Origin of the sequence: Roseobacter sp. AzwK-3b (assembly GCF_000170875.1) — a bacterium.
GTDB lineage: Bacteria > Pseudomonadota > Alphaproteobacteria > Rhodobacterales > Rhodobacteraceae > Roseovarius > Roseovarius litoreus.
This window is the reverse complement of the sequence record NZ_ABCR01000004.1, coordinates 167,402-185,769: the sequence shown is the minus strand read 5'-3', so window position 1 is coordinate 185,769 and position 18,368 is coordinate 167,402. Positions and strand designations below refer to the sequence as shown.

At 65.4% G+C, this 18,368-nt stretch carries 16 protein-coding genes; 12 read left to right on the top strand and 4 right to left on the bottom strand.

Features of this window, described 5'->3' with window-relative positions:
• The first annotated feature begins 49 nt into the window (after positions 1–49).
• From dnaG to RAZWK3B_RS08980, 3 genes are all read left to right on the top strand, one after another.
• Positions 50–2,011 carry a DNA primase gene (gene dnaG / locus RAZWK3B_RS08990; protein WP_037295397.1) on the top strand — a complete coding sequence of 654 codons (1,962 nt, stop codon included), beginning with the start codon at positions 50–52 and terminating at the stop codon, positions 2,009–2,011.
• 109 nt (positions 2,012–2,120) lie between these two features.
• Entirely contained in the window at positions 2,121–4,109 is a 1,989-nt protein-coding gene (gene rpoD / locus RAZWK3B_RS08985; RefSeq protein WP_007814325.1) for an RNA polymerase sigma factor RpoD, read from the top strand.
• 429 nt (positions 4,110–4,538) lie between these two features.
• Positions 4,539–4,961, top strand: coding sequence for a secondary thiamine-phosphate synthase enzyme YjbQ (locus tag RAZWK3B_RS08980; RefSeq protein ID WP_007814321.1), 423 nt, complete (start codon positions 4,539–4,541; stop codon positions 4,959–4,961).
• A gap of 16 nt (positions 4,962–4,977) precedes the next feature.
• Here the strand turns inward: RAZWK3B_RS08980 and RAZWK3B_RS08975 are convergent, their stop codons facing one another.
• The gene (locus tag RAZWK3B_RS08975; RefSeq protein WP_007814318.1) at positions 4,978–5,655 is read right to left on the bottom strand and encodes an SDR family oxidoreductase; all 678 of its coding nucleotides are present in this window, start codon (positions 5,653–5,655) and stop codon (positions 4,978–4,980) included.
• 192 nt (positions 5,656–5,847) lie between these two features.
• Here RAZWK3B_RS08975 and nrdR point away from each other — a divergent pair, with 192 nt between their 5' ends.
• Positions 5,848–6,333, top strand: a complete 486-nt coding sequence (nrdR, locus tag RAZWK3B_RS08970; RefSeq protein WP_007814316.1) for a transcriptional regulator NrdR — start codon at positions 5,848–5,850, stop codon at positions 6,331–6,333.
• A gap of 20 nt (positions 6,334–6,353) precedes the next feature.
• Entirely contained in the window at positions 6,354–7,427 is a 1,074-nt protein-coding gene (gene ribD, locus RAZWK3B_RS08965; protein ID WP_037295514.1) for a bifunctional diaminohydroxyphosphoribosylaminopyrimidine deaminase/5-amino-6-(5-phosphoribosylamino)uracil reductase RibD, read from the top strand.
• Positions 7,428–7,635: 208 nt separating this feature from the next.
• Here ribD and RAZWK3B_RS08960 read toward each other — a convergent pair whose 3' ends face one another.
• On the bottom strand, positions 7,636–8,451 hold the full coding sequence (locus RAZWK3B_RS08960; RefSeq protein WP_007814313.1) for an amidohydrolase family protein: 816 nt from the start codon (positions 8,449–8,451) through the stop codon (positions 7,636–7,638).
• Positions 8,452–8,533: 82 nt separating this feature from the next.
• Here RAZWK3B_RS08960 and RAZWK3B_RS08955 point away from each other — a divergent pair, with 82 nt between their 5' ends.
• From RAZWK3B_RS08955 to RAZWK3B_RS08925, 7 genes are all read left to right on the top strand, one after another.
• Entirely contained in the window at positions 8,534–9,262 is a 729-nt protein-coding gene (locus tag RAZWK3B_RS08955) for a GntR family transcriptional regulator (RefSeq protein ID WP_007814311.1), read from the top strand.
• A 30-nt stretch (positions 9,263–9,292) separates the two neighbouring features.
• A complete protein-coding gene (locus RAZWK3B_RS08950; RefSeq protein WP_007814310.1) occupies positions 9,293–10,243 on the top strand; it encodes a tripartite tricarboxylate transporter substrate binding protein in 951 nt (316 codons plus the stop codon).
• A gap of 3 nt (positions 10,244–10,246) precedes the next feature.
• Entirely contained in the window at positions 10,247–10,696 is a 450-nt protein-coding gene (locus RAZWK3B_RS08945) for a tripartite tricarboxylate transporter TctB family protein (protein WP_007814308.1), read from the top strand.
• A gap of 1 nt (position 10,697) precedes the next feature.
• Entirely contained in the window at positions 10,698–12,191 is a 1,494-nt protein-coding gene (locus RAZWK3B_RS08940; protein ID WP_007814306.1) for a tripartite tricarboxylate transporter permease, read from the top strand.
• A gap of 154 nt (positions 12,192–12,345) precedes the next feature.
• Positions 12,346–13,374: an iron ABC transporter substrate-binding protein gene (locus tag RAZWK3B_RS08935; protein WP_007814304.1), complete on the top strand. Its 1,029-nt coding sequence runs from the start codon at positions 12,346–12,348 to the stop codon at positions 13,372–13,374.
• A complete protein-coding gene (locus tag RAZWK3B_RS08930; protein WP_007814303.1) occupies positions 13,347–14,369 on the top strand; it encodes a FecCD family ABC transporter permease in 1,023 nt (340 codons plus the stop codon). Before RAZWK3B_RS08935 ends, RAZWK3B_RS08930 begins: the two co-directional genes overlap by 28 nt.
• Positions 14,369–15,178 (top strand): ABC transporter ATP-binding protein, encoded by an 810-nt coding sequence (locus RAZWK3B_RS08925; protein ID WP_007814301.1) that lies wholly within the window; start codon positions 14,369–14,371, stop codon positions 15,176–15,178. The genes RAZWK3B_RS08930 and RAZWK3B_RS08925 overlap by 1 nt, the downstream gene beginning before the upstream one ends.
• On the opposite strand, the gene RAZWK3B_RS08920 is transcribed toward RAZWK3B_RS08925, so the two are convergent.
• Complete coding sequence (locus RAZWK3B_RS08920) at positions 15,152–17,212, bottom strand: capsule polysaccharide biogenesis protein (protein ID WP_007814298.1); 2,061 nt, start codon at positions 17,210–17,212, stop codon at positions 15,152–15,154. The genes RAZWK3B_RS08925 and RAZWK3B_RS08920 overlap by 27 nt on opposite strands.
• A complete protein-coding gene (locus RAZWK3B_RS08915; RefSeq protein ID WP_007814294.1) occupies positions 17,212–18,360 on the bottom strand; it encodes a polysaccharide biosynthesis/export family protein in 1,149 nt (382 codons plus the stop codon). The genes RAZWK3B_RS08920 and RAZWK3B_RS08915 overlap by 1 nt, the downstream gene beginning before the upstream one ends.
• Positions 18,361–18,368 lie beyond the last annotated feature (8 nt).

Sequence of the window (18,368 nt, the reverse complement as noted above, 5' to 3'; positions counted from 1 at the left end):
ATCGCGCACGGTCCTTGCCGTGGCGGACCGTATCCACCATATTCCGGGCATGAGTCTTCCACCCGGTTTTCTTGATGAATTGCGCTCTAGGACGTCGCTGTCTCAGGTGGCGGGCCGCAAGGTCATGTGGGACATGCGCAAGTCCAATCAGGCCAAGGGCGACATGTGGGCGCCATGCCCGTTTCATCAGGAAAAGACCGCCAGCTTTCACGTGGACGACCGCAAGGGGTTTTATTACTGCTTCGGCTGTCATGCCAAGGGCGACGCGATCGGTTTCGTGAAAGACACCGAGAATGTCGATTTCATGGAGGCCGTGCGAATCCTCGCGGCCGAAGCGGGCATGCCGATGCCCGAACGCGACCCCCAGGCCCAGCAAAAGGCGGATCGACGCCAGCAGCTTGCCGAGGTCATGGAGATGGCGGTGCAGTTCTTCCGCCTGCAGCTCAAGATGGGTGCAGGCGCCGCGGCGCGCGATTACCTGGCTGGCAGAGGGCTGGCGGAGGCCGGTCAGGAGCGGTTCGAGATCGGTTTCGCGCCCGCCTCGTGGCAGGCGCTGCTGGACCATCTGACGAGCAAGGGCGTGGAGCAGGAGCTGATCCTCGATTGCGGGTTGTGCCGACGCAGCACCAAGCCCGGGGGGCGGCCCTATGATGCGTTCCGCAACCGCATCATGTTTCCCATCCGCGACCCGCGCGGGCGCTGCATCGCCTTCGGCGGCCGGGCGATGGACCCTGCCGATGATGCCAAATATCTGAATTCGCAGGATACGGAACTCTTCGACAAGTCGCGTGTTCTGTATCATCACGGTCAGGCCCGGGAAGCGGCGGGCAAGGGCAAGCCGCTGATCGTGGCCGAAGGCTATATGGATGTGATCGCGCTCGCGATGGCGGGGTTCGATGCGTCTGTGGCCCCGCTTGGCACGGCGGTGACAGAGCATCATCTGCAATTGCTGTGGCGCATCGCCGATGAGCCGATCATCGCTCTGGACGGGGACGGGGCGGGCCTGCGCGCGGCGTATCGCACGATTGATGTGGCGCTGCCGTTGTTGGAGTCCGGCAAATCGCTGCGCTTCGCGCTGATGCCCGAGGGAATGGACCCCGACGATCTCTTGCGCGCCAAGGGGCCGGTGGCGGTGCAGGAGATTCTGGACCGGGCCTTGCCGATGGTGCAACTGCTCTGGCAGCGCGAGACCGAGGCCCGTATTTTTGACAGCCCCGAGCGGCGCGCGTCGCTGGACAAGGCGCTGCGCGAGAAGATCATGCTGATCCGTGATCCTTCCATCCGCAGTCATTACGGGGAGGCGATCAAGGAATTGCGCTGGGCGCTCTTCAGCCCCCGGCGGCAGGAGGGCGGCGGCGCACGGCAGGGCTTTGGGCGGGGTGGTCGCTGGCAGCCTCCGGCCAGCGCACGCCAGACCACCCGCGCCTCGCTTCTGGTGGCGGCGGGCGAGGGGGCGCATCAGCGTCTCAGGGAGGCGCTGATCCTTGCCACGGTGATCTGCACGCCGCAGGTGTTCGACGATGTCGAGGGCCAGTTGGAGGGGATGACCTGTTCGGATCCCGAACATGAGCGGCTTCGCGGGCTGATCCTGCGCCATGCGGGGCAGGCGGGCGAGGCGCTGCGCGCGCGGCTTGAGACAGAGGCCGGGGGCGATGCCCTTGAAAAGCTGTTGTCGCTTCCCCATGTCGCGCTGGCACCGGCTGTGCGCCGTCCGGGCGATCCGGACATCGCTCGCATGACCATCGCGGAAGAATTGTCAAAGCTCGAGGCCGAGCGCGGACTCAACGCCGAAGTCAGGGAGGCCGCCGAGGATCTTGCGGGGGTTGCCGACGAGGCAGTGACATGGCGGCTGGGACAGGCCGCCGAAGAACGACAGCGCGCTTTGCGCAGCCAGACGGAAGACACGACCGAATACGATCTAGCGGAGAACGGCGCGCGAATCAGTCGCGATGAGCGCGAAAGACTGGAAAAGCTGCTGAATGGCATCACCTTTTCCAAACCGGCCCGTTGATTGTGGTTTGGTGAGAAATAGGTAAAGAAGACAGGGTACAGGGTGCGCGAATCACTAGAACGCTATATTGATTCGAATCACTCGACCGCTCACTGCTCAGGAGACTTTCATGGCCGCCAAGGATAACGACGACCAGAAACCCGAGGATCAGGAGGCCGAGCTTTCTCTCGACATGAGCCAGGCGGCGGTCAAGAAGATGATCGGTGAGGCGCGCGAGAAGGGGTTCATCACCTATGATCAGCTCAACAAGGTGCTGCCGCCCGATCAGGTGTCGTCGGAGCAGATCGAGGATGTGATGTCGATGCTCAGCGAGATGGGCATCAACATCATCGAGGAAGAGGACGCCGAGGACGAAGAGCAGAAATCCACCGCCGTGGCCGAGATCGGCCGCCGGGGGGAGCTGGCGCTTGGGTCCGGCAAGGACGAGAAGCTGGACCGCACCGACGATCCGGTGCGCATGTATCTGCGAGAGATGGGCAGTGTCGAGTTGCTGAGCCGCGAGGGCGAGATCGCCATCGCCAAGCGGATCGAGGCCGGGCGCAACACGATGATCGCGGGCCTGTGCGAAAGCCCGCTGACCTTTCAGGCCATCACCATCTGGCGCGACGAACTTCTGGGCGAGGATATCCTGCTGCGCGACGTCATCGACCTGGAGGCCACGTTCGGCACCCAGATGGGTGAGGACGGAGAGGCCGAGGCGGTGGTCGAAGCGGCCAACGTGACGACCGCGCCCGCCTCGGAGCGGCGCGACGATGGCCAGCCGGAACTGGATGCCGACGGCAACCCGATCGCCAGCGAAGACGATGACGACGAGGACGAACAGGCCAATATGAGCCTTGCGGCGATGGAAGCCGCGCTGAAGCCCCGGGTTCTGGAAACGCTGGACCGGATCGCTGACGATTACGAGAAACTGAGCGAGATGCAGGACAGCCGCATCTCGGCCACGCTGAACGAGGATGGATCGTTCAGCGCCAAGCAGGAACAGACATACCAGACGCTGCGCTCCGAGATCGTGCAGCTGGTCAACTCGCTGCATCTGCACAACAACCGCATCGAGGCGTTGATCGACCAGCTTTATGGGATCAACCGCCGGATCATGCAGATCGACGGCGCAATGGTGAAGCTGGCCGATCAGGCCCGAATCAACCGGCGCGAGTTCATCGACGAATACCGTGGTCGCGAGCTGGACCCCAACTGGCTGGACGACATGGCCGAGAAGGACGGGCGCGGCTGGAAGATGTTCATGGAACGCTCGTTGGACAAGGTGTCCGAGCTGCGCGCCGACATGGCGCAGGTGGGCCAGTATGTGGGCCTCGACATCAGCGAATTCCGCCGCATCGTCGCACAGGTGCAGAAGGGCGAGAAAGAAGCCCGTCTGGCCAAGAAGGAAATGGTCGAAGCCAACCTGCGGCTGGTCATCTCGATCGCCAAGAAATACACGAACCGCGGCCTGCAATTCCTTGATCTTATTCAGGAAGGTAATATCGGCCTGATGAAGGCTGTGGACAAGTTCGAGTATCGCCGGGGCTACAAGTTCTCGACCTATGCGACATGGTGGATCCGTCAGGCGATCACCCGCTCGATCGCCGATCAGGCGCGCACCATCCGTATTCCGGTGCACATGATCGAGACGATCAACAAGCTGGTGCGCACCGGGCGGCAGATGCTGCACGAGATCGGCCGCGAGCCGACGCCGGAAGAACTGGCCGAAAAGCTGCAGATGCCGCTGGAAAAGGTCCGCAAGGTGATGAAGATCGCCAAGGAGCCGATCAGCCTCGAAACCCCGATCGGCGACGAGGAAGACAGCCAGCTTGGCGATTTCATCGAGGACAAGAACGTTGTCCTGCCGCTGGACAGCGCCATTCAGGACAACCTGCGCGAAACCACGACGCGGGTTCTGTCGAGCCTGACGCCGCGCGAGGAACGTGTGCTGCGGATGCGGTTCGGCATCGGCATGAACACCGACCACACGCTGGAGGAAGTGGGCCAGCAGTTCAGCGTGACCCGCGAACGGATCCGGCAGATCGAGGCCAAGGCGCTGCGCAAGCTCAAGCACCCGTCGCGGTCGCGCAAGCTGCGCTCGTTTCTCGATCAGTAAGCTGCACCAAAGTGTATGAAAGGGCCGCGTTTGACGCGGCCTTTTTTCATGTCCGGCTTTGTACGGATGGTACGAAACCTACGCGGTTTTGGGACGAAAGGGGTTCGGGCCGGTTTCGGGGCGCGGATCGGGGTTGCGGCGGGGGGCAGGGGCGCGCGCCGCGTTGACCATTGGCCGGGCCGGGGCAAGGCCGAGCTGCGGCGGCAGATGAGGGTCAAGAAAGCGTAAGCCTTGCGTACGGTGCATGATCCTGAAGAGGCCGCGCGGTGCTGTAAGGGCGTCGAAAGGATTGGCCGGGTGCGCCGCGCGCGTGGTATGCGGCACCGCAGATCTTGGTAAAGGACCCGGAAGGCGCGGCAGGGTCCGACGCCAGTGCAACGGGCCAATGCTGGTCCCGCGAGACGCAAGACTGGACAGGGTGTTGAGCCGATGCAGACCACATTCACCATCGAAACCAATGGTCAGGGGCTGTACGAGTTCACCCGGCAGGTGACCGCATGGGTCGCCGGATCGGGTGTGGGCGACGGGCTTCTGACGTTATTCATCCGCCATACATCTGCAAGCCTGCTGATACAGGAAAACGCCGATCCGGATGTGCAGGGCGATCTGCGGGCCTATTTTGCGCGGCTGGTGCCGAAGGCCAATGATCCGGCGATGGCCTATCTGCGCCACACCACCGAAGGCCCCGACGACATGCCGGCCCATATCAAGGCGGCGATGATGCCGGTCAGCCTGTCGATCCCGGTCAAGGCCGGGCATCCGGTGCTGGGCACATGGCAGGGGATTTACGTCTTCGAGCATCGCGATGCGCCGCACCGGCGCGCGGTGGCGGCGCATCTGATGGCGGATTGAGCGCGCCTTTGAGCGCTCAGCCTGTCGGCATGAGAAAGATCTCGCGCAGGTCGGCGCGGCGCGGTTGTTCGAGCGCATGAACGACCGAGGCCGCGACATCCTCGGGCTGCAACTTGTCGGGTTTGGCTTCGTCGAAAAACGGCGTGTCGACCATGCCGGGTGCGATCACCGTGCAGCGCCCGCCCCAGTCACGCATCTCTTCGGACATATTGCCCGCCAACCCGTGCACGAACCATTTCGACGCGCCATAGACCGAGCCGGGGATGTACCGCTTGCCAGCTGCCGAGCCTGTCAGGATCAGGTGGCCGCGGCTGGCCTTGAGCGCGGCATGGGCGGCCTTGATGGTCCACAGAAGGCCCATGACGTTGACCTCCATCATGGTGCGCCATTCCTCGGGGTCGCCCTGGTCGATGCCGGGGGTGGACAGCCCGGTGCCGGCATTGGCAAAGACCGCATCGATCCCCTGAAAATGCGTGGCGGCGCGCTCGATCGCGGCGGTGATGTCGTCGAGGCGGGTGACATCGCCGGGCAGGGCCAGCGCGTGGTCGGGGCCGATCTCGTCGGCGAGGGCGCCGAGTTTTTCGCGGTTGCGGGCAAAAAGCGCCACGTTCCACCCGGCATGGGCCGCGGCGCGGGCGGTGGCGGCGCCGATGCCCGAGGAGGCGCCGGTGATGAACAGGGTCTTGGCAGTCATGGCATGTCCTTTCGTTGGTTGGTCTTTGTGTCACGTAGGTGCAGGTTCGCGTGGGTCAAAGAGGGGTCTTGGGCCTCTATCTAGCGGTGCAATTTCCCCCCTACCCAAAACCTTGCGGCTCTCCTATAGTGGCTGTGGATAAATGGGCCTCAGACCCATGACCAAGAGGCGGATAAGAAAGGGGAACGGCCGATGCGCTGCCCGTTTTGTGGAAATATTGACACTCAGGTAAAGGATTCACGGCCCGCGGAGGATCACGTTTCGATCCGGCGGCGCCGGTTCTGCCCGGCTTGCGGCGGGCGGTTCACCACCTATGAGCGCGTGCAATTGCGCGATCTTGTGGTGGTCAAGACCAACGGGCGGCGCGAGGATTTCGACCGTGACAAGCTGGAACGCTCGATCCGGATCGCATTGCAGAAGCGGCCCGTGGACCCTGAGCGCATCGAGCAGATGATCTCGGGGATCGTGCGCCGGCTGGAAAGCATGGGCGAGACGGATATCCCGTCGAAAACCGTGGGCGAGATCGTGATGGAAAGCCTCGCGCGGATCGACACGGTGGCCTATGTGCGCTTTGCCAGCGTCTACAAGAACTTCCAGGCGGCCGATGATTTCGACAAGTTCGTGAGCGAACTGCGCCCCGACGAGGCGATCGCCGAAGCCAAGCAACCGGACGAGTGAGCCGCGACGACGCCCGCTTCATGGCCCTCGCCCTGTCGTTGGGGCGGCGCGGCCAGGGCCGGTGCTGGCCCAACCCTGCGGTGGGCTGTGTCGTGGTGCGCGAGGGGCGCGTGGTGGGGCGCGGCTGGACCGGCGTCGGTGGTCGGCCCCATGCCGAACCGCAGGCCCTGGCGCGCGCCGGAGCGGCGGCGCGGGGCGCCACGGTCTATGTCAGCCTCGAGCCTTGCGCCCATCACGGACGTACCCCGCCCTGCAGCGAGGCGCTTATTGCGGCGGGTGTGGCGCGGGTGGTGGCGCCGGTCTCGGACAGCGATCCGCGCGTGTCAGGCAAGGGATTCGCGCGGCTGCGTTCCGCCGGGATCGAGGTCACGACCGGGGTTCTGGCCGAAGAGGCGATGCGCGATCTGGGTGGTTTCCTGCGCCGGGCAGGGGGCGGACGCCCGCATCTGACGCTGAAACTGGCCACCTCGCTCGATGGGCGGATCGCCACGGCTTCGGGACACAGCCAATGGATCACCGGGCCGCAAGCGCGCCATGCCGTGCATGCGATGCGGGCGCGCCATGACGCGGTGATGGTAGGGGCAGGCACGGCGCGCGCTGATGATCCGATGCTGACGGTGCGTGGCCAGGGCGATGTTGCGCGCCAACCGGTGCGGATCGTCGTCTCGCGCAGGCTCGACCTGCCGCTGATGTCGCAGCTGGCGCAGACCGCGCGCGAGGTGCCCGTGTGGCTGTGCCACGGCCCGGACCCCGACGCGGCCCTGGCCGACGCCTGGGATGGGATCGGTGCCGAGCGGATCGCCTGCGATCTGACGGGCCGGCAACTCGACATGGAGGCGGTGTTGCTCGCACTTGGCCAAAAGGGCCTCACGCGGATTTTCTGCGAAGGCGGCGGCAGCCTTGCCGCGTCGCTTCTCGGCGCGGGGCTGGTGGATGAGCTGGTGCTGTTTTCCGCCGGTCTGATGATCGGCGCCGAAGGCCTGCCGTCCCTGGGGGCGATGGGGCTCGATCGTCTCGACGGTGCCGAGCGCTTCCGGCTGCAGGAGCTGCGGGCCTTGGGCAATGATGCGATGAGCCGCTGGATCGCGTCCTGAAACGAGTTTTTTTGGGGGCTCTGCCCCCGACATTGAAATCCTGAAGGATTTCAACGCCTCCCCCGGGATATTTACAGCCAGAAGAAAGCCGCGCCGCCCTCCGTTTCTTCTGGCCTAAAATATCCCCGCCGGAGGCTCCCGTCTTCCGGGGTCGCTGCATCGACCGATCTGTGCCCATCGGGATGCCCCAAGGCCCGCTTGGGGCGGGTCACTGGGGATCGGCGCCAGTCCTATCTGCCTTGAGCTGTGCCGCTGCGATCCCATAGAGGCGTTGCGCCGCGCGGTGATCGGACAGGGCGCCCAAATGCCGCGCATGCGCCCAGACCTGAGCATAATCGGTGCGCGTTTCGTGTTGGGTATGGGGCCAGTCGCTACCCCAGACCACGTTATCGGCATCGAGCATGTCGAGCAGGTCCCGGGCATGAGGGGCCACGTCGAATGGGACCCGGTAATGCGCGGAGAACTTGAAAAAGAGCGCCTGTCTGTCCTGCAGCTGCCTGACCGCGCGCAGCATCGGATCGTCCTTGGGGGCGGGGTCCGAGGGCAGGCCGAAATGATCGATCACCACATCGATCCCGAGGTCGCTCAGCGCCGGCAGGAGGGGTGCGAGGCGCGGGCCTTCGAGATGCATTTCGAGATGCATGCCGCGCGCGCGCAGCCTGTGCAGGAAGGCCCGTGTTACAGGCGCGCCAAGATCGGGGATATCGGCGCCGCGCACGAGGTTCCAGCGGATGCCGCGGATCCCGCAGGCGGCGAGCCGGTCGAAGGCCGCGTCGCCTGCGTCGAGCGGCAAGACGCCGACGCCCGCGAACCGTGCGGGATCGAGATGTGAAAGCGCCGTACAGAGCTGGGAATTGTCGGCCCCCAGAAAACTGACCTGAACGATCACGCCCCCCGAGATGCCGCGCTGCTCCAGTTGGGCCAGCCAGTCGCGCAACGGCGCGGGGCGCGCCGGGACGTAGCGCGCGCCGTCCACCGCGGCCAGCGTTTCATAGACATGCGCGTGACAGTCGAACCGGATCATCGGGGCCTCCTCAAAACATATATATGACTAGTTGACTATAGGGGTCAAGATGGACTAAACCGGATCCCGGGAGGAGAACGGGATGGATCGACTCAAGGCAATCGATGCAAGGCTTCCGGCCTATGTCCGGCTGCGGGATACGCTGACGGCGCGGATCGCCGAGGGCGAGTGGACGCCCGATCAGCCGATCCCGTCCGAGGCGCGTCTTGCCAAGGAATTCGACGTCTCCATCGGGACCGTCCGCAAGGCGGTGGACGGGCTGGTGGAGGAGGGGCTTCTGGAGCGTCGCCAGGGGTCGGGGACTCGCGTGCGCGCGCCGTCCTTCAATGCGACCTTGTTCCGCTTCTTTCCGATCCGCGAAAAGGATGGCGCGCCCGTGTCGATCCCGTCGAGCCATATTCTCTTGCGCAGCATCACCGAGGCGCCGGACGAGGCGGCCCGGGTGCTGGGCACCCGGGAGGTCATCAAGATCGTGCGGTTGCGCAGCCTGTCGGACCAGCCGGTTCTTTTCGAGGAAATATATATCCCGACCCGGCGCTTTGCGGGGTTCGAGACCTTGCCGGAGGCGGCTCTGGGGCCGCTGCTCTATCCGCTTTATTTCGAGCATTTCGGAATAATGGTGAAACACGCGACGGACGAGGTGTCCTTCGGGTGGGCGTCGGAGCGGGTGGCGCAGCACCTGCGGATCAAGCCCGGAGATCCGCTTGCGGTGATCGAGCGCACGGCTTTCGACATCGAGAACACCCCGATCGAATGGCGCATTGCAAGCGGCAGCGCCACTGAGTTCCGCTATCGCAGCGAAATCAACTGACCAACACATATGCATCAAGGGAGAGAGACGATGACATTCAAGGCAGCCTGTATCGGCCTGACGGCCGCCGCCGCACTGGCGGCGCCGGTTCTGGCGGAATATCCCGAACGCACCATCGAGATGACCATTCCGGCCGGGGCCGGCGGTGGCACGGATACCAGCGCACGCAAGCTTGCGATCCTGCTGGAGGAAAAGCTGGGCACCTCGATCGCGATCCTGAATGTGGGCGGCGGTGGCGGCTCGGTGGGCGCGTCGCAATTCATGCAGGCCAAGCCCGATGGCTATGCGCTTTTCGCGACATGGAACAGCCCGCTGACAACCGTGCCGCAGGTTCAGAATGTCGCCTATTCGCTGGACAGTTTCACGCCGATCGCCTCGACCTCGGAGACCGCCTATACGCTTTGCGTGAAGGCCGATTTCCCGGCGACGACCGGCGAGGAGTTCCTGGCGGAACTGGCGGCCAATCCGGGCAAGTATACCTATGGCAATGATGGTATCGGCGGCACGATGCAGCTTGCCGCCGAGCGGATCTTCCAGACAAGGCAGATCGAGGCGGTGGCCATTCCCTTTGGCGGGGCGGGCGAGACGCTGCAGAATTTCCTGGGCGGTCACGTGGATATCTATGGCGGCTCGATCTCGACCGTGTTGCCCTATGTCGAGAGCGGAGAGGCGAAATGCCCATTGGTAACCTCGGCGGCGGATGTCCCTGCGCTGCCGGGCGCATCGGGGCTCGAGGCGCTTGGCATGGCCGACAAGGAGACGCTGCTGTGGCGCGCCATTCTGGGTCCGAAGGGGCTTGATCCGCAGATCGCGAGCCTTCTGGCGGATACGATCGAGGAAGCGGTCAACGATCCGGGCTATGTGGAGTTCCTGAAGACCAAGGGCGAGGTGCCCAATGTGGTCAAGGGAGAGGCGTTGGGCGCGCGGTTGCAGGCCGAGTTCGATGCGCTGGCGGCCGTGTCCAAGGCGCTTGGCCTCTGAGGGATGGAGGCGCGTCAGGATATTGTGCTGGGGCTGGCTCTGGCCGGCCTCGGCCTTGCCGCGGCCTGGATGGCGCGGGGCTATGCCGGGGCCAGCGGCACTTATCCAATGGTGCTGGGCCTGATCCTGACGCTTCTTGGAGGGGCCGTGGCGGTAAGGGCCGCCCGGTCCGGCAACCGCAGCGCGCGGGCGCTGGTGGAGGCGCCGGGCAAGCTGTTGGTGGCGGTGGGGATCGCGACGCTCTATGTGGCGGCGGTCGTGCCTTTGGGGTTCTACACCGCGTCCTTTCTGCTGATGCTGGCGATGCCCTTCGGGCTTGGATTGCGGCGCCCTCTCCAGGCGGGGGTGGTGGCGGTGATCTTCATGGCGTCTGTCTATCTCGTGTTTACCGTCTTGCTGGAGAAACCGTTGCCCCGCGAGGCGATCCTCTCCATCCTCGGCAGTCCGGGCTGAGATGGAGTTCTATACGAACGCCCTTGCGCAGGTTCTGACGGTCGGCCCGCTTGTCGCGATGATCGGGGCGACGCTGCTTGGCGTGTTCATCGGTGCGCTGCCGGGGTTGAACCCGGTCATGGCCATCGCACTTCTTCTGCCGCTGACCTATTCGATGGATCCGCTGGTGGCACTTGGCATGGTCGCGGGCATCTATAACGGGTCGATGTATGGCGGTGCCATCCCGGCCATTCTGTTGCGGATCCCCGGAACGCCCGCGTCGATCGCGACGACCTTTGACGGGTTTCCCATGGCCGACAGGGGCGAGGCGTCCAAGGCGCTCAAGATCGCCTGCTGGTCCTCGGCGGTGGGCGGCGTCGCCAGCGCGATTGCGCTGATGACGGTCGGCCCGCTTCTGGCGCGGGTCACGCTGCATTTCGGGCCTGCGGAATATTTCTGGATCGCCATTTTCGGCATGGCCTCGGTGGGGGTGATGGTCGGGTCGGACCCTGTGAAGGGGATCATGGCGGCGGTTTTGGGCCTGTTGATCGGCACCATGGGGATCGACAATCTGTCAGGTCAGGCAAGGTTTACCTTCGATCAGACATGGTTGCTGGGCGGGCTGGATCTGATCGTGGTGCTGGTGGGGCTTTATGCGCTGCCACCCGTTCTGCAACTGGCCGAGAAATGCGATCTCAAGGGGTTGTCGGCGGCGCAGCTGAAGCTGACGAATGTGCCGTTCACCCGCGCGGAGCTGCGCAGTTTCCTCCCCACATGGCTGCGGTCTTCGGGCATCGGTATCGCGGTCGGCATCCTGCCCGGCGCGGGCGGCAATATTGCCGCCTTTCTGAGTTACAACGCGGCCAAGAATGCCTCGGACGATCCCGAAAGCTTCGGCAAGGGCAATCCGCAGGGCGTGGCGGCGGCCGAATGCGGGAACAATGCGGACAATGCCGCCTCGATGATCCCGGCGCTGTCGCTGGGTATTCCCGGCAATGTGGTCGCGGCGCTGGTCCTGAGCGCGCTGACCATTCACGGGCTGCAACCCGGCCCGCAGCTGTTCCATCAGAATCCCGTTCTTGTGGGCGGCTTCATGATGGAAATGCTTCTGACCTCGGTGCTGATCTTTGCCTTGGGCGGAACGCTTGCGACGCGTGTCTTCGCACAGTTCCAGCGGTTGCCCGGCGTGCTTCTGGTGCCGTCGATCCTGATTTTGATGTGCGTTGGCGTCTATGTCATCAACGGTCGTCCGGTCGATCTGTGGGTGATGCTTGGCGCCGGGCTGATCGGGTATCTGTTCGAGAAAGTGAACGTGCCGCTGGCGCCGATCATCCTTGGCATGATCCTTGGGCCGATGGCGGAGCAAAGCGTCAGGCGCGCCTTGCTGATCAGCCGCGGCGATGCCACGGAGCTGTTCACGCGGCCGATTTCGGCTGTTCTGATCGTCATGACGCTGCTGGTGATCGTCTGGCCCGTCGTCAAGGCGCTGCGGCGGCGCAGGCTTCGAGCGCGCTAACGACCAACGTTGAACTCAAGTGGCCAAGAGGGAATCGGCAAGCCGTTGTCGCGCGGCGCGGAGTGTGCTCTGATCGCGGAAGCGCGCGCATGGTCCGGTCCGGGCGCGGGTCTTGTGACGCGGCCAAACAGGCGACAGCCGACAGGAGACAGAGATGCGGTATCTGGTGCTTATTCTTGCCCTGCTGGCGCTGCCCGCGCAGGCGCGCAGCATCACTGACAGCGCCGGGCGCGTTGTGGATATCCCCGATGAGATCGGCACTGTCTTTGCCGCAGGGCCACCGGCCTCGATCCTTGTCTATATCATGAAGCCCGAGGCGCTGACCGGCTGGCCACGCGCCTTGCGCGCCGAAGAACGCCCCTATATCGCCGAGCCGTTCCGCGACCTGCCCGAGACCGGGCGCATCACCGGGCGCGGCGGAGAGGCCAATCTGGAACGGGTGCTGCAGATCAATCCCGATCTGATCGTCGATTTCGGATCGGTCCGCGATACCTATGTCGATCTTGCAAACCGCGTGCAGGAACAGACCGGCATTCCCTATATCCTGATCGATGGCCGGTTCGAAAACACACCGCAAGCGCTGCGGCTTCTGGGCGAGGTGCTTGGGGTTCCGGAGCGTGGCGAGGCCTTGGCGCGCGATGTCGAGAGGACATTCGCCCGGATCGACGCGATCCTTGCGGATGTGCCGCCCGAGGCGCGCCCGCGTGTCTATCTCGCGCGCGGGCCCGAAGGGCTGGAGACCGGCATGAAAGGCTCGATCAATACCGAGATCATCGAGCGCGCCGGAGGGCGGAACGTGGCCGATGATGGTGGCGCGACACGCGGTCTGGTGCAGGCGTCGATGGAACAGGTGATCGTGGCCAATCCCGAGATCATCGTGACATGGGACAGGAATTTTCATGCAAGCGTGTTCGATGATCCGCTCTGGCAAGGGATCGAGGCGGTGCGCGAAGGACGGGTCTATCTGTCGCCCACGGCCCCTTTCGGCTGGATCGACCGGCCCCCGTCGCTGAACCGGATGATGGGTCTGCGCTGGATGGCGGGGTTGCTTTACCCCGATCGGTGGGAGGACGATCTGCGCCGGGATACACGTGAGTTCTATGAGCTCTATTATCACGTCGAGCTGAGTGACGAGGACCTGGAGGGGGTGCTGGAATGGGCCGAGGGACGACCGCCAAGATAGGCTTGCGAAGGCCGGTCCTGAGCCTGACGGGCGCTCTGCTGCTGGCTCTTGCGGCGCTGGTGTTCGGTGCGGTGATGATCGGGCCTTATGGCCTGAGCCCCGCGCAAACGTTTGCGGCGCTGCTCGGCCGGGGCGATGCGAAGGCCGAGATCGTGGTCTGGAGCATCCGCCTGCCGAGAGTGGGGGCGGCGCTGCTGGTCGGCGCGGCGCTGGCCGCGGCTGGGGCCAGCTATCAGGCGCTGTTTCGCAATCCTTTGGTGTCGCCCGATATTCTGGGTGTGTCGGCGGGGGCGGGTCTGGGGGCCGTGGCGGGGATATTCCTGTCGCTGCCGGTGGCGGCGATCCAGGCCTCGGCCTTTGTGGGCGGCATGGCGGCGGTTGGGGTGGTGACGCTTGTCGCGTCGCTGGTGCGCAATACCGACCGGACCCTGACACTGGTGCTCATCGGCGTGGTGATCGGGGCGCTGGCGGGGGCGGCGACGTCGCTGCTCAAGGTGATGGCCGATCCTTATGACCAATTGCCGGCGATCACCTTCTGGCTTTTGGGCTCGCTGGCGGCGATCACAACCGAGGATATCCTTCCGGCTGTGCCTGCGGTGCTGGTGGGGCTGGTGCCGCTGGCGCTGTTGCGCTGGCGTATCAATGTGCTCAGCCTTGGAGACGAGGAAGCGCGCGCGCTTGGCGTCGAGGCCGGGCGCACGCGGTTTGTGGTGATCGTGGCGGCGACGTTGATCACCGCAAGCGTCACGGCGCTGGCGGGCGTCGTGGGCTGGGTCGGGCTGGTCATTCCGCATATCGCGCGGATGCTGGTGGGGCCGGGCTTTGGCCGGTTGCTGCCGGTTTCGGTGCTGATCGGGGCGGGATATCTGCTGATGGTGGACACGCTGGCGCGGACGATCGCCCAGGCCGAGGTGCCTTTGGGGATCCTCACGGCGGTGATCGGGGCGCCGTTCTTCGTTTGGCTGCTGGCGCGCGGCCGACAGGGATGGTCGTGATGCTGGAGGCGCGCGACCTGAGCATCGGCTATGGCCGGGAGCCGATCGGCGCGGGTCTGAGCCTGTCGGTCAGGCCGGGCGATATCCTGTGCCTTCTGGGACCGAACGGCTGTGGCAAGACAACGCTTTTCCGAACGCTTCTGGGTCTTTTGCCGCCGCTTGCCGGGGATGTCATGCTGGCGGGCCAGCCGATCACGGCGCAAAGCCGCGCGGATATCGCCCGACGGATCGCCTATGTGCCGCAAGCGCATGCGCCGCCGTTTCCATTCGAGGCGCTGGAGGTCGTGCTGATGGGCCGGACCGCGCGGCTTGGCGCCTTCGGGCAACCGGGACGGCAGGACCGCGCCATCGCGCAGGAGGCCATGGAGCGCCTTGGGATCGGGGATCTGGCGCACAGGGATTATTCCCGCCTGTCCGGGGGGCAGCGCCAGCTTGTGCTCATCGCCCGGGCGCTGGCCCAAGAGGCGCCGCTGATCGTCATGGACGAGCCCACGGCCAGCCTTGATTTCGGCAATCAGGCGCAGGTTCTGGCGCAGATCGCCCTGCTGGCGCAGGCCGCATCGGCGGAAGGCTGCGGCGTCATCCTGTCGACCCATGATCCCGATCAGGCCTTTGCGCTGGAGGCCCGGGTTCTGCTCATGAAGGAGGGCGGCATGCGGGCGCATGGCCCGGCCCATGAGGTGCTGACCGCAAGCGCGCTTGGCGATGTCTATGGTTTGCCCGTCTCGGTCGAGACGACGACATCGGGCCGCAAGGTGTGTTTGCCGTCGCTTCGCGGGTCGTCAGCCGCCGCGCCGCCAGATCCATGACTGGCTGGCAAAAGCGCCCTGAAGCTTCGCAAGCGCCCGGTTGGCAGGACCGGGTCGCGGGGCGGGACCTTGCGAGAGACGATCAAGCACCACCTCGACCGGGCAGGGCAGGTTGGTGATCGGATCAAGATAGCGCGGATAGTCGATCAGCGTGGCATGGACGAGGCCGGCCAGCGACGGGCGCGCGCGGCGCCGAGGCGGGACCGGGCCAAGATCGCGGGTCAGACCCCAGCCGGCATAGAAAGGCGCGCCCGTCGTGGTCACCGGCAGGCCGCGCAGCAGCGCTTCGAAGCCCAACAGGGAGGTCATCGTCCAGACTGCGTCCACATGATCCAGAAGCGTCGCCGGATCGGTGCGATCGAGCACCGCATCGGCAAGCCCTGCCAGTTGCGCAGGGGTCAGCGCGCCGGGGCGAAGTCCGGCTTCGACATCGGGATGGGGTTTGTAGAGGATCACCGCGCCGGGGTTTTCCGAGCGGGCTTTTTGCAGCAAGGCAAGATTGGTCGCCACCGCGGCGCCTGCGCCAAGCCGGATGGAGGCGTCGTTTTCGACCTGACCCGGCACGAGGATGCGCTGGCCGGGTGGCAACTCTGCCTGATCGGGAAGCAGCCCGCCAAGATTGTATTTGCTCAGGCCACGGGCAGTCAGGGCGGCGATCAGCGCCTCGGCGCGGTCGCGCTGATCGGGACGCAACTGGGCGCGGCTGGCAATCAGCCGTTCAAGGCGGCTTTCGGCGCCGGGATCGTAATAGATGCCCAGATCGTCGCAGACCAGCGACAGGGGCGGGACCAGATCGGCGCCCAGACCGCGCGAGCGCAGGAACCCGTCCTCGAGCCGCAGAGCGTCGGGCGCGGGCGTCGTGCCCGAGGCCCAGCACATATGGCGGCGGCCTGTCTTGAGGGCGAGTGCGGCGGCTTTGGCCGGATCGGACCGGAAGCGCACCGGGCGCACGCCGCCGAAAAAGCGTTGCAGGTGGCCGCGTTTCCAGAGCCGCATGCCCGAGGCGACCCAGCCCGCGTGATCCTCGCGCCAGGTGCGGGTTTGTGCTTCGAGCGCAGAGATGGCGTCTTCGAGCGGGCAGAGCCTGTCGCGGCAAGGGTCATACCATTTTGGATAGAGGATCATCGCGCCTGCGAAGAGCTGTGCGCGGCTGAGCGGGCGGCCCCGGCGTGGCAGGGGCATCGGGTGATGGTCTTGGGTCAGGCCCCAACCTGCATAGAAAGGCTGGCCGAAGACATGCGGCTTGTGCCCGGCATAGATCGCCTCGAACCCCAGTTGCGAGCTGACGGTGTAGACGGCAATGGCCCCGTCGAGCAGCGCCCAAGGGCTGACCGGATCGCTGAACAGGCGGATACGGTCGGTTTCGAGATCGGCCCCGAAATAGCCTGCGCGGTGGCCCTGCACGGTTTCGGGATGGGTCTTGATGAGCACGGGCGCACCGGGATGATCGGTCTGCGCATGAAAGAGCATTTCGCGAAACGTGTTGGCGTCGGCCCGCCCATGGGTCACCGAGGCGTCGCCACGGGTCTGGTCGATGACCAGCACATAGCCGGGCTCGGGGCAGGGTGCCTTGGGATCGAAGGCGGTGTATTTGGTCAGGTGCGCTTCTTGCAGGCGGGCGATGGCCGCGCGGGCGCGGTCCATCAGGGGTGTGTCGTCCAGCGGATGCGTCGCCAGCAGGGTTTCCAGATCGGAGGGGGTGGCGGGATCGAAATGCACGCCCTGATGGTCGATCACCAGCCCGAGGGGCGGCTCGCCCGAGCGGCCGGGATGCAGCGAGCGCAGGAAGGCATCCTCGATCCGGATGAGCCCGGCGCCGGTGCGCGCGGCCAGAGCCTCGCCGCGCGGAGCATAGGGGCTTTGGCCCCAGACGGCGACAAGGTCCGAGGGGCCGGGCCATCCGAGGCGGAGATCGTAACCGGCAAGTGACAGGATGCGGCGCAGGCGGCGCTGGTGCAGAAAGCCTGCATTGGCATGGAAAACCCGCCGCGGCGCATCGCCTGCGGCGGGATCATGCGCGTGTGGCGCGGGCATCAGTTGCCGCTGAGCACGTCTGCCGAGGTCGCGACCGAACTGACCGCGCCAAGCGTGCCGGTGAGCGCCGAGATGACCTTGCCCCATTGAGCGAAGGGCGCTTCGGTCACGTAGAGCGTGTCATCGTCGCGGATCGAGAAGTCACGCGCGATGAACATGCCGTTGGGTTTGGTCAGATCGAGCACATAGACCATGCGCTGCGCGCCGATGAGGTCGTCGCGGCCAAGCACCTGATTGGCGATGGCGGCGGGTTCGTTGCGCATCACGAACACACCGGTTGGATCGGCGGCGGTGGGCGTCAGACCGCCCACCTGGGCCAGGGCCTCGACGGCGCTGAGGGTCTGGGTTTCGAACGGGACGCGGGCTTGCGCGCCGGTGGCGCCAAGGGCGGTGAAGGCGCGCGTGTCCTGTTCGACGAGGATCCGGTCGCCCGCGCGCAGCGCGATGTCGAAGGAGGGATCGTTGAACAGATCCTGGAACCAGACCTTGCTGCGGTGGTTGCCGCGGATCACGGTGATCTGAGCGATTTCGGGTTCGATGGCCACGCCGCCGGCATTGGCGAGCATCGCGGAAAGCGTCCGTGTCGGGCGCTCGATCGGGTAGACGCCCTGTGCGCCCACAGCGCCAATCAGCGACACGGTCGAGCCGTCGCCGGCGAGGCGGCGCACTTCGACCTGGGGGTCGGGTGTCTGTTCGTCGAGTTTCGAGGTGATGATGCGGCGGATCGCGTCAGGCGTGTTGCCAGCGGCGCGGATGCGCCCGGCATAGGGCACGAAGATGAAGCCCGAGCCATCGACCTGCACCTCTTGCAGCACGGTCTGGTTGGCGGCTTCGCCGGCCAGAAGCCCGTCATCGACGTTTTCCCAGATGGTCAGGCCCAGCACGTCGCCGGGGCGGATCGTGTCGGAGCCAAGGATGCCTGCATTGCGGAATTCCTCGGAGAAGCCGAGCGCGGGTTGCACGGCGGTGGCGCGGGTCACGCGGTCATTGGCCGATACGATGAAGGCGTCACCCTCGCGCTGAACGGAGCCTGCGAAGATTTCGTTCTTGGTGGGGCCAACGCGCGGAAGGATCCCACAGGATGAGACGGTGGCAACACTGACAACAAGGGCGACATTTTTCGCCCAGCGACTGGTTCTGAATTTCACTGCTCGGT